The sequence below is a fragment of the Pseudomonas sp. B10(2017) genome (assembly GCF_002113295.1).
Taxonomy (GTDB): Bacteria; Pseudomonadota; Gammaproteobacteria; order Pseudomonadales; family Pseudomonadaceae; genus Aquipseudomonas; species Aquipseudomonas pudica.
Map to the genome: position 1 here is coordinate 1 of NZ_NEJU01000008.1, position 19643 is coordinate 19643.

The following is a 19643-nucleotide window of genomic DNA, read 5'->3' on the forward strand; positions in this document are numbered from 1 at the left end:
CGCCGACATCCGTCGCGTGCTGCCGTCCGAAGGCATCGTTGCCCTGGACAACGGCATCTACAAGATCTGGTTCGCCCGCAACTACAAGGCGCACAAGCCGAACACCGTGCTGCTGGACAACGCCCTGGCGACCATGGGCGCCGGCCTGCCATCGGCCATGGCCGCGCACCTGGTGCACCCGGACCGCCCGGTTATTTCGGTTTGCGGCGACGGTGGCTTCATGATGAACAGCCAGGAGCTGGAAACCGCGGTACGCCTGGGCATGCACATCACCGTGGTGATCCTGCGTGACGACGGCTACGGCATGATCCGCTGGAAGCAGGCGAACATGGGCTTCACCGATTTTGGCCTGGACTACGGCAACCCGGACTTCGTCAAATACGCCGAAGCCTATGGTGCCAACGGCCACCGCGTGGAAAGCGCCGAGGGCCTGCTGCCGCTGCTCGAGCACTGCATCAAGACCCCGGGCGTGCACGTGATCGACTGCCCGGTCGATTACAGCGAGAACGACCGCATCCTCAACAGCGAGCTGCGTGAGCGCGCGCTGGCGGTGTAAAGCGTAACAGTCCAGTTGATGCCTATCCGGCGGTCACCGGTATTTCCCGAGCCGGTGGCTGTCGGCTGATGGCAATAACCCCTTTATGTTGACGCTTGGCTGCCCGTGTTTCTGCAACCGCGGGTAGCCCTTGGACGGTTCTGTGCTAGGGTGCACACACTTTTGCTTCCCAGGATGTCCACCCATGCTACCCGCCCTCAGCGAAAAAGAACTCGACCGCCTCGAAGACCTGCTGATCACCTACGGCAACGATTACTCGGTGCTGAACCTGGCCGAGCTCAATGGCTTTTTCACGGCGCTGGCCAGCTCGCCGGTCACCGTCACCCCGGAGCAATGGCTGCCCGTGGTGGCAGGTGGCAAGGTGCCGAAATTCAAGAAGCCGGCGCATGAAGAGGCCTATACGGCGTTGATGCTGCGCTACGCCAACCAGGTAGCCGAAGAGCTGAGCGATGACATCGACCGGTTCGAGCCATTGTTCGAGGAAAGCGAAGGCGAGCAGGGCACGGTGGTCGTGATGGAGGAGTGGTGCTTTGGCTACATGCGCGGCACTCAGGTCGCTGGCTGGGAGCCGCTGCCTGCGGAGCAGGATCAGTTGCTCAAGGCCATTTCGCTGCATGGGCTGGAGGATAACTTCGAGCTGTTGGACCAGATGAGCGAAGAGGACATCCAGGCCTGCGTACCGAAGGTGGTCGAGGCTGCACGTGGATTATTCCGGTACTTCAACCGGCACTGAATCCAGCGGGTGCCCCTGAGGCGGACGCTTGCAGGGGCTCTGGCCGGCGCGTGTGCCACGATTATTCCGCCATGCGAAATTATGGTTTCCCTGGCGCACTGATTCTGTTGCCAGGCGAACCCGTGCAGCATGTGCTCCATCAGCCCACCCCGGAGCTGACCAGGAGCCAAGCCCATGTCGAACCCGATCAAGCTTTACAACTTCCCCAAGTCCGGCCACGCCCACCGCATCGAGCTGATGCTTTCGCTGCTGAAGCTGCCCACCGAGCTGGTCTTTGTCGACCTGGCCAAAGGTGCACACAAACAGCCCGACTTCCTGGCGCTGAACCCGTTCGGCCAGGTGCCGGTCATTGATGACAACGGCACGGTGATTGCCGATTCCAACGCTATTCTCGTCTACCTGGCGAAGAAGTACGACAACGGCACCTGGCTGCCCGAAGAACCTGCCGCCGCCGCCCGCGTACAACGCTGGTTGTCGATCGCTGCCGGCCCGCTGGCATTCGGCCCTGCCGCTGCCCGCCTGGTGACGGTATTCGGTGCTTCGTTCAATACCGATGAAGTGATTACCCGCGCCCACACCTTGCTCAAGGTGATCGACGCCGAACTGGCCAAGGCACCTTTCCTGGCGGGGAGTACCCCGACCATCGCAGACATCGCCAACTACTCGTACATCGCCCACGCACCGGAAGGCAATGTGTCTCTGGAGCCCTATGCCAACGTACGCAGCTGGCTTGCGCGGGTCGAGGCGCTGCCGGGCTTCGTGCCCATGCCACGCACCGTGATCGGCCTGCAGACCAGCGCCTGACATCCCGCCACAGCGAGGAACGCCGCCATGCAACAGAACCCGGACCACCACTCCTCGCCTTGGCATGCGGGGGAGAAGACCCTGCAGGAAAAAGTCGGTGTCGCGGAGCGCATGGAGGCGTTCGGGCAGAAGGTCATTCGTGACTACATGCCCGACCAGCATCGTATTTTCTATCACCAGTTGCCGTTCATGGTCGCCGCCAGTGTGGACGCACTGGGGCGGCCCTGGGCAACGCTGCTGGAAGGGCCGGAAGGTTTCGTCAGCTCGCCGGACCCGCGCCAGCTGACGATCGACACTCAACTGCCAGCAGACGATCCCGCTACCCAGGGGCTGGCTGCCGGGCAGGCGGTCGGCCTGCTGGGGATCGAACTGCACACCCGCCGGCGCAACCGCCTCAACGGGCAGATCCGCCAGGCCGGCGATGGGCAACTGCAGGTGACTGTGGAGCAATCCTTTGGCAACTGCCCGCAGTACATCCAGCTGCGTGACTACACCCGTGTCGCGGAACCCGCCCAAGGGCGTGTCGATGCGACGACACTCGATGCCTCGGCTGTCAGCATGATCCAGGCAGCCGACACCTTCTTTGTCGCCAGCTATGTCGAGCATGACGACGGCCAGCGCTCGGTGGATGTCTCCCACCGTGGCGGGCGGCCCGGGTTCATCAAGGTCGAAGGCAACCGCCTGACCATTCCCGACTATGCTGGCAACCTGCACTTCAACACCTTGGGCAACCTGCTGGTGAACCCGCAAGCAGGGTTGCTGTTCATCGATTTCAGCAACGGCAACGTGTTGCAGCTATACGGGCATGCCGAGTTGCTGCTGGACAGCCCCGCCATCCAGGCATTCGAAGGTGCCGAGCGCTTGTGGACGCTGGAGATCGAGCAGGTGGTGTGCCGCCCGGCTGCCGTTTCCTTGCGTTGGGCCTTCAAGGAGTACGCGCCGACCAGCCTGATGACCGGCACCTGGGCCGAGGCCGACATACGCCTGCAGCAACGCCAGCGGCAGCGCCAATGGCAGGCCTGGCGTGTGCTGCGGGTCGAGCAGGAAAGCCGTGATATCCGCTCGTTCTACCTTGAGCCTCCTGCTGGCAGTGCAATGGCCTTTGCGCCGGGGCAGCATGTTCCGGTGCAAGTCCAGCTCGACGGCGAAGCGGCGCTGATCCGCACCTACAGCCTGTCCAGCGCGCCTTCCGACGGTTATCTGCGCATCAGCGTCAAAGCGCAGGGCCCGGCCTCGCGGCACCTGCATGAGCGCGTCGTGGCAGGCGATGTGCTGAACGTGCGCCCGCCGATGGGCAGCTTCACACTGGACCAGCAGAGCACACGGCCGCTTGTGCTGATTGGCGCGGGTGTGGGTATCACGCCGTTACTGGCCATGCTGCGCGAGCAGTTGAGCAAGGGTCAGGCACGGCGCATTCATCTGTTCCATGGTGCACGCAGCCTGGCCGACCTGCCGTTCCGTGAGGAGCTGGCAAGCTTGCGGCAACAGGCCGGTGGCCTGCTGCACGTGCACCGCGCCCTGAGCCAGCCGGAAGAGGATGCACTGGCGGGGCGTGATTACGAGTTTGCCGGTCGGCTGGGTATCGAGCAGGTCAAGGCGACGCTGGCGCTGGACGACTACGATTTCTACCTGTGCGGCCCGGGCAGTTTTACTCAGGACCTGTATGAAGGGCTGCGCGGGGTGCATGTGCCGGATGCGCGGATCCATGCCGAAGCCTTTGGCCCGTCGACGCTCCGGCGGCACACCGACGATGACCAGCCCACCCTGCAGCAGCCACCTGCTGCCAGCGAGCCGGTACCGGTGTACTTTGCGGCTTCAGCCAAGGAGGCGCGCTGGGCGCCGGGTAGCGGGACGCTGCTGGAACTGGCCGAGGCTCGCGGATTGTCGCCGGAGTTCAGTTGCAGAGGTGGATCGTGCGGTACCTGCAAGACCCGGTTGGTCAGTGGCCAGGTGCATTACCCGACCCCGCCGGCCGAGCTGCCGGAGGCGGGCTCGGTGCTGATCTGCTGTGCCGTGCCGGCCCGGGTCGAGGAGGGGGAGCAGGCGTTGGTACTGGATATCTGATCGTGCTCGGTCCCCTGTCCAAAACGCTCAGATGAAAGATAATTCCGGTACTTCATAGCCCCAGGAGCCCGCATGGACCAGATCCACCTGATGAAGGTGTTCGTCGCCGTAGGCGAGCTGGAAAGCTTCGCCGCCGCTGCCCGCCGCCTGGACATCTCCCCAGCCGCGGTCACCCGTGCCGTCAGCGCCCTGGAAGATCAGCTGGGGGTCAAGCTGCTGCTGCGCACCACCCGTAGCGTACGCCTGACCGAAGCCGGGGGCCGCTACCTGGAAGACACCCGGCATATCCTCGCCAGCATCAACGAGGCCAACGAAGCCGCCGCCGGCATCAACGCCACGCCCAAGGGCGACCTGGCCGTCACTGCGCCCATCCTGTTCGGCAAGAAGTTCGTCATGCCGTGCATCGTCCACTACCTGCAGCAGTACCCCGAGGTTGACGTTTCCGCCTACTTCCTCGACCGCATCGTCAACATGGTCGAAGAGGGCATGGATGTGGCTGTTCGTATCGGCCCCTTGCCTGACTCCGGGCTCAAAGCACTGCGGGTGGGCAGGGTCCGGCGCATGCTGTGCGCCTCTCCCGAGTACCTGGCGCGCCACGGGGTGCCGAAGCACCCGTCCGACCTGGCGGAGCATGCGGTGATCGGTACCACCAACCTGTCGCCGCGAGCCGGCTGGCGTTTCGGAGTAACCGATGAGCCGACTCTGGTGCGCATGAAGCCTCGCTTGACAGTGACCAGCAATGACGGGGCAATCGCCGCTGCCAGCGGCGGGTTGGGCATTGCCCGCCTGCTGTCGTATCAGGTCGCGGAAGAGGTGGCCAGTGGGCAGTTGCAGGTGATCCTTGCCGAATACGAAGAGGCGCCGTGGCCAATCCATATACTGCACCGGGAGAGCAAGTACGGTTCGGCCAAGGTCCGGGCCTTCATTGACATGCTGGCGCAGGCGCTGAGGGCTCGGCAGCTGGACTGATTCAATCCAATGCCGCGCCCCAGTCTCCCCAAGGGAACGGCGTGTTGTCCAAATGGTAAATGTTGATGTGGGGCTCCTCAGCCCTGGCCGCTCTCGGGTGGTCGAAGTTGCCGATTCAGGTGAACTGAATGAAGAAGAACCCGGCGTCATCGCCTTCCCTGCCACGGCGCGCCTGCATGTCCACGAACAGGTAGCCGTTACCTTCGCCAAACAGCCCAACATGTTGCGGACTGGCTTCGGCCACGTCGGCGTCCACCAGCTGCATCATGAACATGTAGCGCGGTGGTTCATAGATCGGGTCTTGCAGCCAGCAAGGCCGGCCGCTGGGTTTGCTCAGGCCGATCCCGCTGTCCTCGTCCTCATGCTCCTCGTCATGCTCCTCGTCGGTCATTTCTTCGAAATCGATGAACGCTCGCTCCAGCAGCAAGGGCGGGTTGCTGGACTCCAGTGGCTGGCTGGCGAGCTCATGCAGGATGACCCGGGCAAAACCACTGCTGATGACCTTCTGCAGCTCCGACTGCTGATTGACCGTATAGCGGCGCTGGAGCGGGCGGCTGAAGCTACCGTCCTGCTGTTGCTCGACGGCAAGGAAAACGGTGATAGCCATGCCTGGCGGGACGAACCGGGCCGGTTGGAACTGTTCGGTCAGGGTCAGGATGGGCGTCAGCAACCCACCGGTTTGCGGGTTGGCTGGCCACAAGGATAGGTCCTTGAGCAAAGGCGCACCGCCGATCTGACCGAAGCCGCGATCTTGTTGAGACAACACGATTTTCTTCATGGCTAGTAACACCCTTTGCTTTTGGCGAACGACTTGGCGTAACGCCGGGCCGTCCTGAGTTGTTGGATTGTGACATCTCCCTGGCTGACCAGCGATTGGTAGATAGCCTTGGACATCAAACGGATCTCAAGCTTGCCGCTCTTGAGCATCTGGTTAGGCTTGAGGCCCATTGCCTTGCGCAACCGGTTCTCTGCGGCATGTACCTGGTCATGGTGCTTAGGCGTCAGGGCAATCGAAGGGTTGCCACGCATCCTGCGGTTTTTCGGTGCCAGACCGGCATCCTGTAAGAACTTGTTACGCAGAATTTCATGGGCTTCAAGGCCATCGCCTCGGTGCACCTTGGCACCATAGCCTGCGGTTTCGCCTTCTTTGAGCAGTCCCCACGGATCAATCCATGTGAAGGGGTTCGGGGCATACTCGTAAAGGTTCAAACCACCGGCCAGACCGATTGGGTCAGGCTGGGTAAAGCGACCTATCTCCGGGTCATAGAAGCGGAACAGGTTGTAGTGCAGGCCGATTTCGCGGTCCAGGTACTGGCCCTGAAAGCGCAGGTTCTGTTCTTCCGGCAGGCGGGTGGCGCGCTGTTCATCCCAACCTGCGCCCCAGGTCAGGTAGCGCGCCGACCACACGACCTCGCCGGTGTCATCGGTCAACTGCTCCGGCAGGCCGTTGATGTCATTGTGGTAATGCAGCACTTGCTGGTGAGCGCCCAGGCCATCCACCCGGGCCAGCGGTTCGTGGCCATCGTCTTCATACAGGTACAACGCCTGCCGGCCATTGTGCTGCTCACCTAGCAGGCGCAGGCCACTCCAGTTGAAGCGGGTGCGGCTGACCACCTGGCCGTCGAGCGTCGATTCGATCTTCTCCGTGCGCCGGCCCATCGGGTCGTAGCGCATGTCTATGATGCGCTCCCGCCCGGCTTGCAGGTTGCGTACCTGGACCAGCCGGTGCTCGGCGTCATAGCGAAAAAGCTGCGTGCCGCGTCGGCGGCTGCGCTTTTCCACCAGGCGACCGAAGCCATCGTAGCGATAGCGCTTGTCCTCGAAGGTGAGCACGCGGTTGTGCCGGACCAGCCCGGCACTGGCCGCCACCGGGTCGAGCAGGTTGCCAGCCGGGTCGTAGCGGAACGCTTCGCGCTGGCCGGTCGGGCTGTCCTGACGGCCCAGGACATAGCCGCAGCCATCGTGCTGAAAAGTCTGTAAATACCCGTTGCCCGGGTGTTGCACCTCGCGTACGGCCAGTTGGTCGGCTGCGTCGAACTGATAACGCTGCTGGTCTGGCGCCGGCAGCCGGCTGGGTTGCGCTGTCGGGCGGCGGAGCAAGGTGCGCAGGCGCCCGCCACGGTCGTACTGGCGTTGGATCGCCAGGTTGCCCTGCAGTCGCAGTGTTTCCCGGTGAACACGGTCACGCTCGAAATCGCACACCACCTTGCCATCGAGGTTGACCTGGTGCAGGTGCCCGCTACCGTAGTACAGGCGGTTGACCCAGCGGCCGTCGGGTACTCGCGTGCGGGTGAGGTTGCCGAGCGGATCGTACTGGTACTGCACGCTGCCCTGCGCGCTGTGTTCTTCGAGCAACTGGCCCAGTGCATCGAAAGCGAAGCCCAGTTCCTCGACCTGGCCATCCACGGCGGTACGGCGGATCGCAACCACGTTGTCCAGTGGGTCGTTGCAGTAGTCGGTGCGTCCCTCATCGGTGTGGCGGGTCAGCAGGCGACGGCCTGCGTCATATGCCATGCGGTGAATGATGGGCGCGTCCTCGCTGCCCGGCGCAGGCAGGAAGGTGACCTGGACAAGGTTGTCCAGCGGGTCGTACTGGTAGCGCCTCATGCCACCGTCCAGATCGCGCTCGGCAATCAGCCGGTCGCCTGCATCCCATTCGAAACCGTAGGCCTCGCCATTTTCGTTGTACAGCGCGAGCAGGCGCCCACAGTTGTCATGGTGGTAGCGTACCTGCCGGCCGAGCGCATCAATGCGCAGCTCCAGCTGGCCACGGCAGTTACGCCGGTATTGGGTAACGTGACCTGCCGTGTCGATGTGCTGGGTCAACAGGCCGCTGGCATCGAGGGCAAACGCTTCGCTGCGGCCATCGGGCAAGGTCACTCTGCGCAAGCGACCTTTGTCGTCATGCTGGTACTCGGTGCGCTCGCCCTGGGCGTCGGTAATCGATTGCAGGTGGCCCAAGGGGTCGTAGGCGAGGCGGGTCAGGTAGCCGGAGCAGTCCCGCTGTTCGACCACCAGGCCTCGTTCGTTCCAGCGCAGGTGGCGGCTGGAACCGTTGGCATCGATGATTTCGACTGGGTTGCCCTGGCTGTCATGGCGATAGCGGGTGTGCTGGCCCAACGGGTCGGTCTGGCGCGTGCAATTGCCGCGTTGGTCATAGGTGAAGGTCCAACGCTGCCCTGCCGGGTCTGTCTGGCTGCGCGGCAGCGACCAATGCTCGAGCCACTCGGTCGACTCGCTACGCCCCAGTGGGTCGACGGTCTCGGCAAGGTTGCCCGATTCATCGTAGAAGAACTGCCAGCGTCCATCCATGGGGTCGCTGGCCGCAAGCAACTGGCGCTCGTCATTCCACTCGAAGCGCCAGGTCCGCTCAAGGGCATCGGTATAGGTGGTGATCTGGTATTGCTGGTTCCAGTGGCGCACGGCAACGCGGCCAAGACTGTCGGTCACCCGGGTGATGCCTGCGGTCACGTCGTATTCGAAGGCGTAGCTGTCGCCGCCGTTGGTCCAGTGCCGCACCACCCGCCAACCGTCCTCGTGCTGCGCCCATTCGTAGAAACAGCACAGGCCGCCGCCGGTACGGTGTTCGATCATGCGTCGGGCGGCGTCATAGGCGAAACTGCGCAACGGCTGGCCTGTGCCATCCAGCACCTGCGCGAGGTCGCCATTGGCGTCATGGCCATAGCTGGCCAGGCGTTGCGATTCGCCGCTCGCCGCATGGAAGTCGATGTGGCTCACCCGTCGTGGCCATTGTTCGCCGTAGCCCAGGCTGACACGCACCTGGTCGAAGGTGTCGCGCAACTGGCAAAGGCGGCCCTGGTTGTCGTAGTCCAGATAGATCCGGTTGTCGTTGCGATCACCGATCTGGCTCAGGCGCAGTCGATCGGGCCGCCCCGGGGTCGGCTGGAACAGCCGATACTCGCCTTCGCGGCTTTCGGTCAGCAGTTCGCCGTTGTGCGCCCGGCGTACGCTCAGCCCTTCACCGACGCTGAACACCGCATCACCCAAGGTAATGATGCCCATGTCCACCCGGCGTGCCTGCTCGTCGATCAGCACCAGGTGATCGTCTGCACCAACCTGCACCGAAACTTCGTAGGGCACGCTCCAGCCCGCGCCGAACAGGCCGTCGACCCTCTCGTCATGGCTGTTGTAGAAGCGTTGCCAGGCGATTGGCAGGGTTGCCTGCACGGTGAAGTCGAGGTCTTCCTCGCCACACAGGACCTTGCCGCCGGTGGCGGCATGTACCGGGTTGGGCGAACCGGCCATGGCCTGGGTGAGGGCGCCTGTCACCTGGCCGGTAACCACGCTGCTCACGCCGCCCACCAACATGCAGCCGAACTTGCTGTAGAACTTGCCGCCACGCCCGCGCAGCAGCATCAACGCGGTCACTGCCAGGCCAATGCCCGGCGTCTTGCCGCTGCGAATCTCGCGCACCACGATCGGCTCGCCACCGATGCGCACGTTGTTCGACACCAGGCCGCCATCGACGATCACCGCTTCGCAGGTGCTGCGGTCGCCGCTGCGGCAGGCCGGGTGGCCATTGATCAGCACTTTGCTGGACCCCTCGGCCAGGTACTGCGGTGGCATCGGCGGGTGCTTGCTGCACAGTACCTTGTCGTCCGGGGCTGGCAAGGTATTGGCAGCGGGCGTGGCTACGGTCGGCCGCCACATCTGCGAGAAGAAGCCCTTGGCCATGTCGAGGAAGGTTTCTTCCTTCGCCTCGCCAGCCTCGGCGCCGGCCTGCTCCAGCGGTGCCGGCGGGCCGGTGACGACGCCGGCGGCACGTGCCGCGCGCTTGCCATTGGTGCGAGTGTTAGGCGAGCCACTGATGATGTTGGCCTGCACCGACGGCGGGAACAGGAAATTGCCGATGCCCTCGCATAATCGGCTCAGGCCCGTATCGGCGCCGGTCTTGGCCATGACCACACCGACCACCAGGCCGACCACTGCGCCCAGCACGAAGCAACCCAGGCCACCGGTGGCCACGGTCAGGCCGAATGCCGCCGCCACGGCAGCCGTGGCCAGGGCGCCGATGGCCACCGTGGCGGCGATTTCCAGCACACCCCCGACGATGTCGGCCAGCATCGAGGTGTGCATCAGCGCGTCGCCTTCGCGGGCGGCCCACAGAGCGTCGGACATGGTGCGCGATCAGCCCAGGTTGTCGAAGTCGAGCGACTGCTTGATGCTTGCCCAGTGCGCCGCTTCGGTCGCACCCAGCGGGCTGGCCTTGACGTAGCTCAGGGCAAACATCTTGCGCGTGCCAGGCAGCACCAGGGCCAGCTGGTACTGATAGACCTTCTCCTGGCCCTTGCTGAACTGGCTGCTCAGCTCGATGGCGGCGATCGCCTGCCCGGCGCCTACCTGCACCGCCTGGGCGGGTTGCATGCGCAGGTCCTTGACCTGCTGCTGCAGGCGCTGCAATTGGCCATCGAAATTGCTCTGCAAGGTTTCGCCTTCGGCCAGCAGGCTGCGGCTGATGATCAGCGAGGTAGCCAGCGCCTCGAAGCGCAGGATGTTGATACTGCTGTCCTGCACGGCGGCATCGGGCAAGGCCAGGCGGAATTCGTTGACGCGATAACTCATGACAGGTCTCGTTACTGGTCGGAGCCGGAGAAGATCGCCTTCACCGAGTCGTCGATGGTCTTTTTCACGCCCTGGTTGTCGGGCGCGGTCTGCGCACCACTGCCGACGTTCAGGTCGAGGGTGCCGTCGGTATTGATCTCGCCGTTCTGCCTGGCATGGAAGCTGAACTGCTCGCAGCTGATATTGATCTGGCCGCTGGCGTTGAGCTCGATCACGCTCTTGCCGCACACCAGGCGCAGGTTTTCGCCCACTTCGATCAGGTAGCTGGTGCTGACGCTATCGGTCTTGCTGGCGCCGACCAGCAACATGTCGTCGCGGCGCACGGCGCGGATGCGGTCCTGGCCTATGGTGATGGTTTCCAGCATGCCCACCGTCTGGGTACGGTTGATGCCGACGGCCAGCGTCTCGCTCTGCTCGACCACGGTGTCCATGTTGCGCTCGGCATGTACGTAGATCTGCTCGGCGCCCTTTTTGTCCTCCATGCGGATTTCATTGAAGTTGGCCGGGCTGCCACCTTTGCTCGAGCGGCTCTTCATGCCGCTTTGCGTAGCATTGGCGGGCAAGTCGTAGGGCACGCTCTGTTCGGCGTTGTAGACGCGGCCAGTGATGATGGGCCGGTCGGGGTCGCCTTCGAGGAAGCTGACAATCACCTCCTGGCCGATGCGCGGGATCTGCATCGAGCCCCAGTTCTTGCCGGCCCAGGCCTGCGATACGCGGATCCAGCAGGAACTGTTCTCGTTGGACTGGTCGTGGCGGTCCCAGTGAAAGTGCACTTTCACCCGGCCATACTGGTCGGTCCAGATCTCCTCGCCAGCGGGGCCGACCACCACGGCGGTCTGCGGGCCCTTGACGATCGGCCGCACGGTGCTGCCCTGCGGGCGGAAGCTCTGTTGTGCGTCGATGCAGCTGAGGTTGCTTTCGAATTGCGCTGCGCTGCTGCCGGTGCCGCTTTCCAGACGCTCCTGATGCACGTAGTAGCGTGCGCCGACGATCAGGTACTCGCGGTTCTGGTCCTGGCGGGTGAAACCGCTGAGGCTGAACAGGTGGCCACTGCCCAGGCCGCGGGCGTTGCCGCGCAGCTCGACCCGCTCGTGCAGGCTCTGCAGCGATTCCAGGCGGGTACGCGCATAGTGTTCGCCATCCTGGCTTTGCTGGTAGGCGCCGGGGTAGTCGTACAGTGGGTAGTCACCGGCCTGGTGCGGGCGTGGCATGGCCGAGCGCACGTCGATGCGTGCGCTGGGGCGCTGGAAGTCGTAGTCGTTGAGCTCCAGCGAACCAGGCTGGACTTCCTGGGCCAGGTGCCAGTCGTTGATGTGGTCACGCTCGCGGTGCTGCCCGTCCGGCGGGTAGTAGGGCACGCTTTCGTAACCAGGCACCTGCGGGTGAGCGCCATAGGCGTCGGCCAGCACCAGCACGTGGCGCTGCGCTTCGTGGCGGAAGAAATAGTAGATGCCTTCTTCTTCCATCAGCCGGCTGACGAAGTCGAAGCTGGTCTCGCGGTACTGCACGCAGTATTCGCGTTCGCGGTAGCTGCGGCTCAGGGCATCCTCGAAGTCGGAAAAGCCCAGGTCGCGAAACACCTGCTTGATGATCTGCGGCGCGCTCAGGTGCTGGAAGATGCGGCAGTCGCTGGTGCGGGTCAGCAGCCACAGCCAGGGGCGCAGGGTGACCCGGTAGCTGGCGAACTGGCCCTGGTCCACCGACTGGCTGCAGCGGGCGACGATGCCATGGAAGTAGCGTGAGGTGCCCAGGCCCTGCTGCACGCTCAAGCTCATCGGCTTGCCCAGCAGGGCATTGAGGTCGATGGCCGGGTCGTCGCTGGTCAGCTGCAGCTCATAGTCGAACAGGCGGCCGAGCTCGTCGCTGCCACCCATTTCGGCCAGGATCAGCTTGTCCGGCCCCAACGGGCTGTTGATCTGCGCCAGGCGCGTGAACTGCGTGAACAGCATGGTCCGTCCTGTCAGTCGGCTGCGCCGAAGTCATAGTGCAAGTCGTTTTCGCGGCGGCTGATGCGCACGCTGGCCAGCGGCTTGCCTTCGAGCATGCGGGTAAGGAACTCGCGGCTCATGTCCGGCAGCAGGCCGTTTGTGAGGATGGCGTCGATCATGCGGCCACCGCTTTCTGTTTCGGTACAGCGCGAAACGATCAGTTCCACCACACCTTCGTCGTAGGCGAAGCCGACCTTGTGCGTGCCTTCCACGCGCTTGCGGATGCGCTCCAGTTGCAGGCGGGTGATGGCCTTGAGCATGGCGTCGCTGAGCGGGTAGTAGGGGATTGTCACCAGGCGGCCGAGCAGCGCTGGCGGGAAGATTTCCAGCAGCGGCTTGCGCAGCTGGCTGGCCACCGCATCCGGGTCGGGCAGGGCCTGCGGGTCGCTGCAGGTGCGCGCAATGAGCTCGGTACCGGCGTTGGTGGTGAGCAGAATCAGTGTGTTGCGGAAGTCGATCTGGCGGCCTTCGCCGTCCTCCATCACGCCCTTGTCGAACACCTGGAAGAAGATCTCGTGCACATCCGGGTGAGCCTTTTCCACCTCGTCCAGCAGCACCACGCTGTACGGCCGGCGGCGCACGGCCTCGGTCAGCACCCCGCCTTCGCCGTAGCCGACGTAGCCAGGTGGGGCGCCCTTGAGGGTCGAGACGGTATGGGCCTCCTGGAACTCGCTCATGTTGATGGTGATCAGGTTCTGCTCACCGCCGTACAGCGCCTCGGCCAGGGCCAGTGCGGTCTCGGTCTTGCCCACGCCAGAGGTGCCGGCGAGCATGAACACGCCAATCGGCTTGTTCGGGTTGTCGAGGCCGGCGCGGGAGGTCTGGATGCGCTTGGCGATCATTTCGAGCGCGTGGTCCTGGCCAATGATGCGCCTGGCCAGCAGGCTGTCGAGGTTGAGCACGGTCTCGATCTCGTTGCGCGCCATGCGTCCCACCGGAATCCCGGTCCAGTCGGCCACCACCGAGGCGACTGCCTGGTAATCCACGGTCGGCAGGATCAACGGGCTCTCGCCCTGCAGGGCGCTCAGGCGCCGTTGCAGGTCGGCCAGCGTTTGGCGCAGTTCAGGGTTGCCTGGCACCTGCGCGTCCTGGTCGACCACCCCGGCCTGGTCGCGCAGCTGGGTGCGGGTGGCCAGCAACTGGTCGACCAAAGCTTTCTCTTCAGCCCAGCGGCTTTCCAGCGTGGCCAGGCGTTGGCGCTCTTCGGCCAGCAGGGTGTCGGCCTGGGCCTGGCGCTGCCCGGTAGGCACGCCGATGGCGGCTTCACGAGCGATGATCGCTTGCTCGACCTCCAGCGCCTCGATACGCCGGCGGCTGTCGTCGACCTCGGCCGGCACCGCGTGCAGGCTGATGGCCACGCGCGCGCAGGCGGTATCGAGCAGGCTCACCGACTTGTCCGGCAGCTGGCGCGCCGGGATGTAGCGGTGCGACAGCTTGACTGCGGCTTCGAGTGCTTCGTCGAGGATCTGCACCTGGTGGTGCTGCTCCATGGTCGATGCCACCCCACGCATCATCAGCAGCGCCTTGGCTTCGCTCGGCTCGTCCACCTGCACCACCTGGAAGCGACGGGTCAGGGCCGGGTCCTTCTCGATGTGCTTCTTGTACTCGGCCCAGGTGGTAGCCGCCACCGTGCGCAGGCTGCCACGGGCCAGTGCCGGCTTGAGCAGGTTGGCCGCATCGCCGGTGCCGGCGGCGCCACCGGCACCGACCAGGGTATGGGCTTCATCGATGAACAGGATGATCGGTTTGGGCGAGGCCTGCACATCCTCGATCACCTGGCGCAGGCGTTGTTCGAACTCGCCTTTCATGCTGGCGCCAGCCTGCAGCAGGCCAACGTCCAGGCTGCGCAGCTCAACGTCCTTGAGCGCCGGCGGCACGTCGCCAGCGACGATGCGCAAGGCGAACCCTTCGACCACGGCGGTCTTGCCGACACCAGCTTCACCGGTAAGGATCGGATTGTTTTGCCGGCGCCGCATGAGGATATCGACCAGCTGGCGGATCTCTTCGTCACGGCCGACGATAGGGTCGAGCTTGCCGCTTCGGGCCTGTTCGGTAAGGTCGACGGTAAAGCGCTTGAGCGCCTCCTGCTTGCCCATCGCCGCAGGCGCCACGGCGCCGCTGGCCTCGCCAGGCTGCGCAGCGCTGAAACCGTCGGTGGCGGCCAGGTGGTTCTCCGGTGAGTCTCCCACGTACTCGTCGAAGCGTTCGCTCAACGCCTCGACCTTCAGTTTGGCGAACTCGCTCGACAGCCCCAGCAGGGCATGGCGCAGGCCAGGTGTCTTGAGGATGCCGACCAGCAGGTAGCCGCTGCGCACCTGGCTCTCGCCGAACATCAGGCTGCCGTATACCCAGCCGCGCTCGACGGCTTCTTCCACCTGCGAGGAAAGGTCGGTGATCGAGGTCGAACCGCGCGGCAGCCGGTCCAGCGCATCGGTCAGGTCGCGGGCCAGGCGCGCCGGCTCGATATCGAACTGGCGCACGATACGGTGCAGGTCGCTGTCCTGCAGTTGCAGCAACTGGTGCAGCCAGTGCACCAGTTCGACATAGGGGTTGCCCCGCAGCTTGCAGAACACCGTTGCGGCCTCGATGGCCTTGTAGGCGATGCTGTTGAGTTTGCCGAACAGCGCGGCGCGGCTGATTTCACCCATGGTCCTGGTTCCTTGTATGGTGGGCGGCGGCCGGCTGGTCGGCGTAATACCGGGCCAGCTTCAGGTCGCGTGCATCGTGCGGAGGGCGGCCAAGCCAGGTATCGAAGCCCAGGCGTTGGCCGGCATTGAGTTGCAGTGCAGGCACCTGGTCCTGCGCGAGGATCAGGTTGAGGTCCCAGTCCAGTTCCTGGCCCAGGTATTCGGCGACCCATGCCGCCAGTTCGACGAAGGCCTGCCCGCCGGGCAGCAGGGCGTGGTACTGGTCGAGGCTGAGCGGGCCGAGGCACAACCGGAACTTGTGCTGGCGGTCCCAGGCGTAGCGGCCCAGGCACAGGTCCACGCCCAGGCGGTTGGCGCGCACGCCGAGCTGGCTGCGTTCGGGCAGCTCAAGCCACTGGCCGACGTATTCTTCCAGCGTCACAGGCACGCCGAAATAGCCGCTCAGTATGCTGCACAGGCCGTCCGGGTAGCGTGTTTGCGCGCTCAGGTGGCCGGACCAGTGCAGTTTGGCGGTGTCGGCCAGTGCGCCCTGGCCTTGCAGTTCGGGTTGGCCACGGCCACTGAGCGCCGCCAGGCGCGCGGCCCAGTAGTCATCCCCCGGGCGATCGTGGCTGACGGTCGGCCGGGCTTCGGCCCAGGCACGGTAGAACAGGCTCAGCAGGCGGTGATGGAAGACGTCCAGAAACGCCTTGCTGGTCGAATCGGCATGGTTGCGCTGGCGCTCGCGCATGTATTCGGTCAGGTGCAGTGGCAGCGGCCCGTTGGGGCCACCGAGGCCGAAGAAGAACTGCTCCAGGCGCGCCGGCTGGTTGCCGTCGGCGCTGACCGAGGCCAGGGTCGACGGGGCGAACCCGCAGTCCAGGCGCTGGCCCAGGCGCACAGGCTCGTCGGCCAGGCGCAGGGAATGACCGAAGCGTGGCAGCTCGGGGTATTGCGCTTCGAGGCGGCGCAGCGCCTGGAAGAAATCGTACGCCCAGGGCTCGTCCTGCATGGCCTGCAAGGTGTTCATAGGGTCGGCCTGCGCCCCGGTTTGGCCGACCAGCGCATGATCTCGCCGCGTTCGCTGGTGCGCAGTACCGTTTCGGTGAAGCTGTTGATCGACACGTAGCGGGTCAGGAAACGCTCGAATACCGCGCCGAGCAGGAACACGCCGGTGCCGCGGAAGGCGTTTTCGTCGAAGGTCAGGGTTATCTCCAGGCCACGCCCGAAAACGATCGGCCCGGGCATCGGCAGGCGTCGGGTGCAGGGCTTGCTGCTGACGTCGCGCAGGCCATCGATCTGCAGGTTCAGGGCGCTGTCCTGCGGGTCGCCATACAGGCGCAGCAATTCGCGCAGGGCGGCGGCGCCCTGGCCGTGCTCGGCCAGCGACAGGTAGTTCAGCGACAGCTGGCTGATCAGGCGCCAGGCGCGGTTGTCATGGGCATGGCTGGCCTTGGGCCGGCTTGGGCCGGCCAGGCAACGCACGCCGGCGACCGGTGCGCTGTCGGCCAGGCTGAAGTCGCTGCGCCCGTCGCCAACACTCATGAACAGAGGCAGGTCGCGGTTGCTGCACAGGGCGCTGATACCCAGCTGGCGCAGGTCGTGGCGGTAGGGGGCCTGCTGGCCGTCGACCAGGCTGATGAACGTTTCGCTGCCCATGTAGCTGGAGCGGGTGCCATTGCGACGCTGGTCGCTGGACAACACCCGCGGCTCCCGGCGCACTATGTAGTAGGCCTGGTCGCGGCCGTAGCGCGACGGGTCGCGCACCGCGTAGAACGGCAGGAATTCCTGATCCGGCCCGGTGCCGTGGCCGGTGACCCGCTGCAGGGAATGGATCTCGAAATCGGTGGGCCGGGTGCGGTCGGCGATCACGTGGTGTTCATGCACCCGATCGGAAAGGTGCAGGCGGTCGACACGGCGCGGGAACAGGTTGATCGCCGGGGTGCAGAACGGCACGAACTGGCTCGCGCCGACGCTGCTCTCCAGGCTCTGGTCGAAGCGTTCGAACAATACCAGCACTTCCAGCGTCTGGCCGGTGCAGCGCTGTACGGCCTGCTCCAGCCCGGCAAAATCGACGAACAGGAAGCGCTGCGGCAGGGCGAAGTACTCCTGCAACAAGCGGTAGCCCTGGAAGGCCTGGGGCACCACCGGCAACGCCGCTTCACGGTCATCGAAGCCACACGGGCGCAGGGCCTGTTCGACCGGAATACGTTCCACCCAATCGGCGCCGGGTTGGCGCACGAACACCGCACAGGCACTGCCCAGCAGTTGCTCGTAGAGACGGAACGGGGTCTCGTCGGCGCCGTTGAGGTACAACGGCAGATGGCTGAGCGGCAAGCTGGCGAACGGCAACTCGGCGCCACTGCGCAGGGTCAGGCGCAGGCCGGCGCGGGCTTGCGGCACGCTGCTGGCCAGGCGCCCGAGCACCGCGCCGGGGTTGCCGAAGTACTCGGCGCGGGCTACCTGCAAGGGCCACAGGGTGACGTCCTGGGTACTGCGGAACTCGCACGGGGTCTGCGAGTTGCGCCCCAGGTTGGCGCGTAGCACGCTGTCGCGCGGCAGGCGGAACCCGGCGGCCAGGGACCCCTCGTCGGGGTCGGTCTGCAGTTGCACCACGGTCATCGACGGGGTCGGCGCCAGGTAGTGCGGGTAGGCGATCTCCAGCAGGTTGTGGGTGAAGGTCGGGTACTCGGCATCCAGCTTCAGCTGCACCCGCGCGGTGAGGTAGGCGAAGCCTTCGAGCAGGCGCTCGACATAGGGGTCGGCACACTCGATGCCGGACAGCGTCAGGCGCCCGGCGATCTTCGGGTATTCCCGGGCGAACTCCGCCGCACTCTCTCGGATGTGCTGCAGCTCCTGGTTGTACAGCTCGAGCAGGCGTGGGTTCATGCACGCCTCCGGCGCTCGGCAGGGGCCACGCGCACATGGCCGGACTCAAGGTCCACCTCGGTATGCAGCAGCAACGGCAAGGCCGCTGGCTGGGCCCAAAGGTCGCCTTCGATTTCGAAACTCAGGGCGTTGGCATTCATCTCGCCGGGTGCGGCCTGGGCACGCACCTTCAGGGTATGGGCGAGGATACGTGGCTCGTAGGTGGCGATGGCCTGGTGGATGATGCGCTCCAGGGCGGCCAGGTCGATGTTCGAGGCGCTGTTGCCGGCCAGGGCCGGCAGGCCGTAGTTGATCACCGAAGCCCCGGCGGGGGTGCCCAGGGTGGCGGCGCTGTCGAGCAGCGAAGTGGTGTTGAGCAACCAGGCGAGGTCGCGCAGTACCGAGGCCTTGAGCTGGTGCAGGCTGAGCACGCGCTTGTCCGGTGCTTCCTGCGGGTTGCCCGGGTCGTCGTCGGTCAGGCGGTCCAGCAGCGAGGGCTGCAGACGGTCGCGGGCGGCGATTTCGGCTACCACTCGAACAGCCCCACGAAGTTCTTCTGGTCTACAGGGCCGTTCGAACAGCTGGCGCCACGTGCCAGGATGGAAGGCTCCAGGCGTTCGCCCAGCTGGCGAACAGCCTGGTACTGGCTCTCGCAACGGCCGGGTTGTGACGGGTCTGGCTGCACATGGCTGACAATGATGATCTGCGCGCCATTGAACTGCTCCACGCGAGGCTTGCCGCCATCTCGCTCCGGGCTGAGCTGGCAGGGCCAGGGCATCTCCAGTTGCAACAGCGAGGCATCGGCCTTGCGCAACGCGCAGCGGCCTTCGTGGTTCACCAGTACAAGCTTTTTCCCGGCAAGGTTGACCTCCGGCGCCGCGTTCGAGGAAGGAGCGGGTGGCTGTGCACAGGCATTCAGGGCGAACGCGACCAGCAGGGCGGGCATGGCTTTGGGCGCACGTTTCATTTCAGCTCCCAGAACCAGACGGCCTTCGAACGATGGGCCTGGTCGGCGAAATAGCCCGTGACCCGGCCTCTGTCCCACAGGTCGATGTGATCGCCGGTACGGTTTTCGAATGCCTGCCCGGCACGGGCGAAGCAGTCCTTGAAGAAGATGATGCCGCGCTTTTCGCCGAGCTTGAGGCGGTCGCTTGCGCTGCCGCTCAGTTGCAGCGGGGCGCCGAGATGGTGCTTCCACAGCCAGTTGGCCAGCGACTCGGCACCCCGCGCATGGCCATGGGCACAACGTGGTTCGCTGTAGGTACCGGCGTTCACCTTGATGGTGTGCTCGCCGTTGAGCGCGATGCTCATGCGAATGGCGCACTGGTTGTCCCAGCCGCCGTCGCAAGGCGAGGAGTCGGTCGGGTAGGCATTCCAGAGGTTGATGAAAGAAGGCTTGGCCATGGGGTTCACCGTGAGCGGGTGAGGTGGGGGAAGGCGCCCGCGCCAGC

At 65.0% G+C, this 19643-nt stretch carries 15 protein-coding genes; 5 read left to right on the forward strand and 10 right to left on the reverse strand.

The window, feature by feature from the left end:
- The 5 genes from CAF92_RS11905 to CAF92_RS11925 all read left to right on the forward strand — a co-directional run.
- On the forward strand, positions 1-556 hold a 556-nt coding region (locus CAF92_RS11905; RefSeq protein ID WP_256573736.1), incomplete at its 5' end, for a thiamine pyrophosphate-dependent enzyme.
- Between the two features lie 184 nt (positions 557-740).
- Positions 741-1289 (forward strand): UPF0149 family protein, encoded by a 549-nt coding sequence (locus CAF92_RS11910; RefSeq protein ID WP_046616257.1) that lies wholly within the window; start codon positions 741-743, stop codon positions 1287-1289.
- Positions 1290-1463: 174 nt separating this feature from the next.
- Complete coding sequence (locus CAF92_RS11915) at positions 1464-2093, forward strand: glutathione S-transferase family protein (protein WP_046616256.1); 630 nt, start codon at positions 1464-1466, stop codon at positions 2091-2093.
- Between the two features lie 27 nt (positions 2094-2120).
- On the forward strand, positions 2121-4157 hold the full coding sequence (locus tag CAF92_RS11920) for a pyridoxamine 5'-phosphate oxidase family protein (protein ID WP_085600956.1): 2037 nt from the start codon (positions 2121-2123) through the stop codon (positions 4155-4157).
- Between the two features lie 72 nt (positions 4158-4229).
- Positions 4230-5126 (forward strand): LysR family transcriptional regulator, encoded by an 897-nt coding sequence (locus tag CAF92_RS11925; RefSeq protein ID WP_085600957.1) that lies wholly within the window; start codon positions 4230-4232, stop codon positions 5124-5126.
- A gap of 115 nt (positions 5127-5241) precedes the next feature.
- Here the strand turns inward: CAF92_RS11925 and CAF92_RS11930 are convergent, their stop codons facing one another.
- Genes CAF92_RS11930 through CAF92_RS11975 form a run of 10 tightly spaced genes read right to left on the reverse strand, consistent with a single transcriptional unit; the run spans position 5242 to position 19596 of the window.
- A complete protein-coding gene (locus CAF92_RS11930; RefSeq protein WP_085600958.1) occupies positions 5242-5904 on the reverse strand; it encodes a hypothetical protein in 663 nt (220 codons plus the stop codon).
- 2 nt (positions 5905-5906) lie between these two features.
- Positions 5907-10265, reverse strand: coding sequence for an RHS repeat-associated core domain-containing protein (locus CAF92_RS11935; RefSeq protein WP_085600959.1), 4359 nt, complete (start codon positions 10263-10265; stop codon positions 5907-5909).
- A 9-nt stretch (positions 10266-10274) separates the two neighbouring features.
- Positions 10275-10709 carry a DcrB-related protein gene (locus CAF92_RS11940; protein ID WP_046616253.1) on the reverse strand — a complete coding sequence of 145 codons (435 nt, stop codon included), beginning with the start codon at positions 10707-10709 and terminating at the stop codon, positions 10275-10277.
- 11 nt (positions 10710-10720) lie between these two features.
- Positions 10721-12658: a type VI secretion system tip protein VgrG gene (locus CAF92_RS11945; RefSeq protein WP_046616252.1), complete on the reverse strand. Its 1938-nt coding sequence runs from the start codon at positions 12656-12658 to the stop codon at positions 10721-10723.
- 11 nt (positions 12659-12669) lie between these two features.
- Positions 12670-15345, reverse strand: coding sequence for a type VI secretion system ATPase TssH (tssH, locus tag CAF92_RS11950; RefSeq protein ID WP_085600960.1), 2676 nt, complete (start codon positions 15343-15345; stop codon positions 12670-12672).
- Positions 15338-16354: a type VI secretion system baseplate subunit TssG gene (gene tssG / locus CAF92_RS11955; RefSeq protein WP_046616250.1), complete on the reverse strand. Its 1017-nt coding sequence runs from the start codon at positions 16352-16354 to the stop codon at positions 15338-15340. The genes tssH and tssG overlap by 8 nt, the downstream gene beginning before the upstream one ends.
- Positions 16351-18213, reverse strand: coding sequence for a type VI secretion system baseplate subunit TssF (gene tssF, locus CAF92_RS11960; protein ID WP_085600961.1), 1863 nt, complete (start codon positions 18211-18213; stop codon positions 16351-16353). Before tssF ends, tssG begins: the two co-directional genes overlap by 4 nt.
- Positions 18210-18725 (reverse strand): type VI secretion system baseplate subunit TssE, encoded by a 516-nt coding sequence (gene tssE / locus CAF92_RS11965; RefSeq protein ID WP_085600962.1) that lies wholly within the window; start codon positions 18723-18725, stop codon positions 18210-18212. Before tssE ends, tssF begins: the two co-directional genes overlap by 4 nt.
- Positions 18719-19159, reverse strand: a complete 441-nt coding sequence (locus CAF92_RS27445; RefSeq protein ID WP_046616248.1) for a hypothetical protein — start codon at positions 19157-19159, stop codon at positions 18719-18721. Before CAF92_RS27445 ends, tssE begins: the two co-directional genes overlap by 7 nt.
- Entirely contained in the window at positions 19156-19596 is a 441-nt protein-coding gene (locus CAF92_RS11975) for a type VI secretion system amidase effector protein Tae4 (protein WP_025340317.1), read from the reverse strand. The genes CAF92_RS27445 and CAF92_RS11975 overlap by 4 nt, the downstream gene beginning before the upstream one ends.
- Between the last annotated feature and the right edge of the window lie 47 nt (positions 19597-19643).

What these genes read in the sequence shown, in the direction of transcription:
- tssG (WP_046616250.1), bottom strand. Translation starts at nt 16,354, where the DNA reads ATGAACACCTTGCAGGCCATGCAGGACGAGCCCTGGGCGTACGATTTC.
- CAF92_RS11920 (WP_085600956.1), top strand. Translation starts at nt 2,121, where the DNA reads ATGCAACAGAACCCGGACCACCACTCCTCGCCTTGGCATGCGGGGGAG.
- CAF92_RS11945 (WP_046616252.1), bottom strand. Translation starts at nt 12,658, where the DNA reads ATGCTGTTCACGCAGTTCACGCGCCTGGCGCAGATCAACAGCCCGTTG.
- tssF (WP_085600961.1), bottom strand. Translation starts at nt 18,213, where the DNA reads ATGAACCCACGCCTGCTCGAGCTGTACAACCAGGAGCTGCAGCACATC.
- CAF92_RS11940 (WP_046616253.1), bottom strand. Translation starts at nt 10,709, where the DNA reads ATGAGTTATCGCGTCAACGAATTCCGCCTGGCCTTGCCCGATGCCGCC.
- CAF92_RS11915 (WP_046616256.1), top strand. Translation starts at nt 1,464, where the DNA reads ATGTCGAACCCGATCAAGCTTTACAACTTCCCCAAGTCCGGCCACGCC.
- CAF92_RS11910 (WP_046616257.1), top strand. Translation starts at nt 741, where the DNA reads ATGCTACCCGCCCTCAGCGAAAAAGAACTCGACCGCCTCGAAGACCTG.
- CAF92_RS11975 (WP_025340317.1), bottom strand. Translation starts at nt 19,596, where the DNA reads ATGGCCAAGCCTTCTTTCATCAACCTCTGGAATGCCTACCCGACCGAC.
- CAF92_RS27445 (WP_046616248.1), bottom strand. Translation starts at nt 19,159, where the DNA reads ATGAAACGTGCGCCCAAAGCCATGCCCGCCCTGCTGGTCGCGTTCGCC.
- CAF92_RS11930 (WP_085600958.1), bottom strand. Translation starts at nt 5,904, where the DNA reads ATGAAGAAAATCGTGTTGTCTCAACAAGATCGCGGCTTCGGTCAGATC.
- CAF92_RS11925 (WP_085600957.1), top strand. Translation starts at nt 4,230, where the DNA reads ATGGACCAGATCCACCTGATGAAGGTGTTCGTCGCCGTAGGCGAGCTG.
- tssH (WP_085600960.1), bottom strand. Translation starts at nt 15,345, where the DNA reads ATGGGTGAAATCAGCCGCGCCGCGCTGTTCGGCAAACTCAACAGCATC.
- CAF92_RS11935 (WP_085600959.1), bottom strand. Translation starts at nt 10,265, where the DNA reads ATGTCCGACGCTCTGTGGGCCGCCCGCGAAGGCGACGCGCTGATGCAC.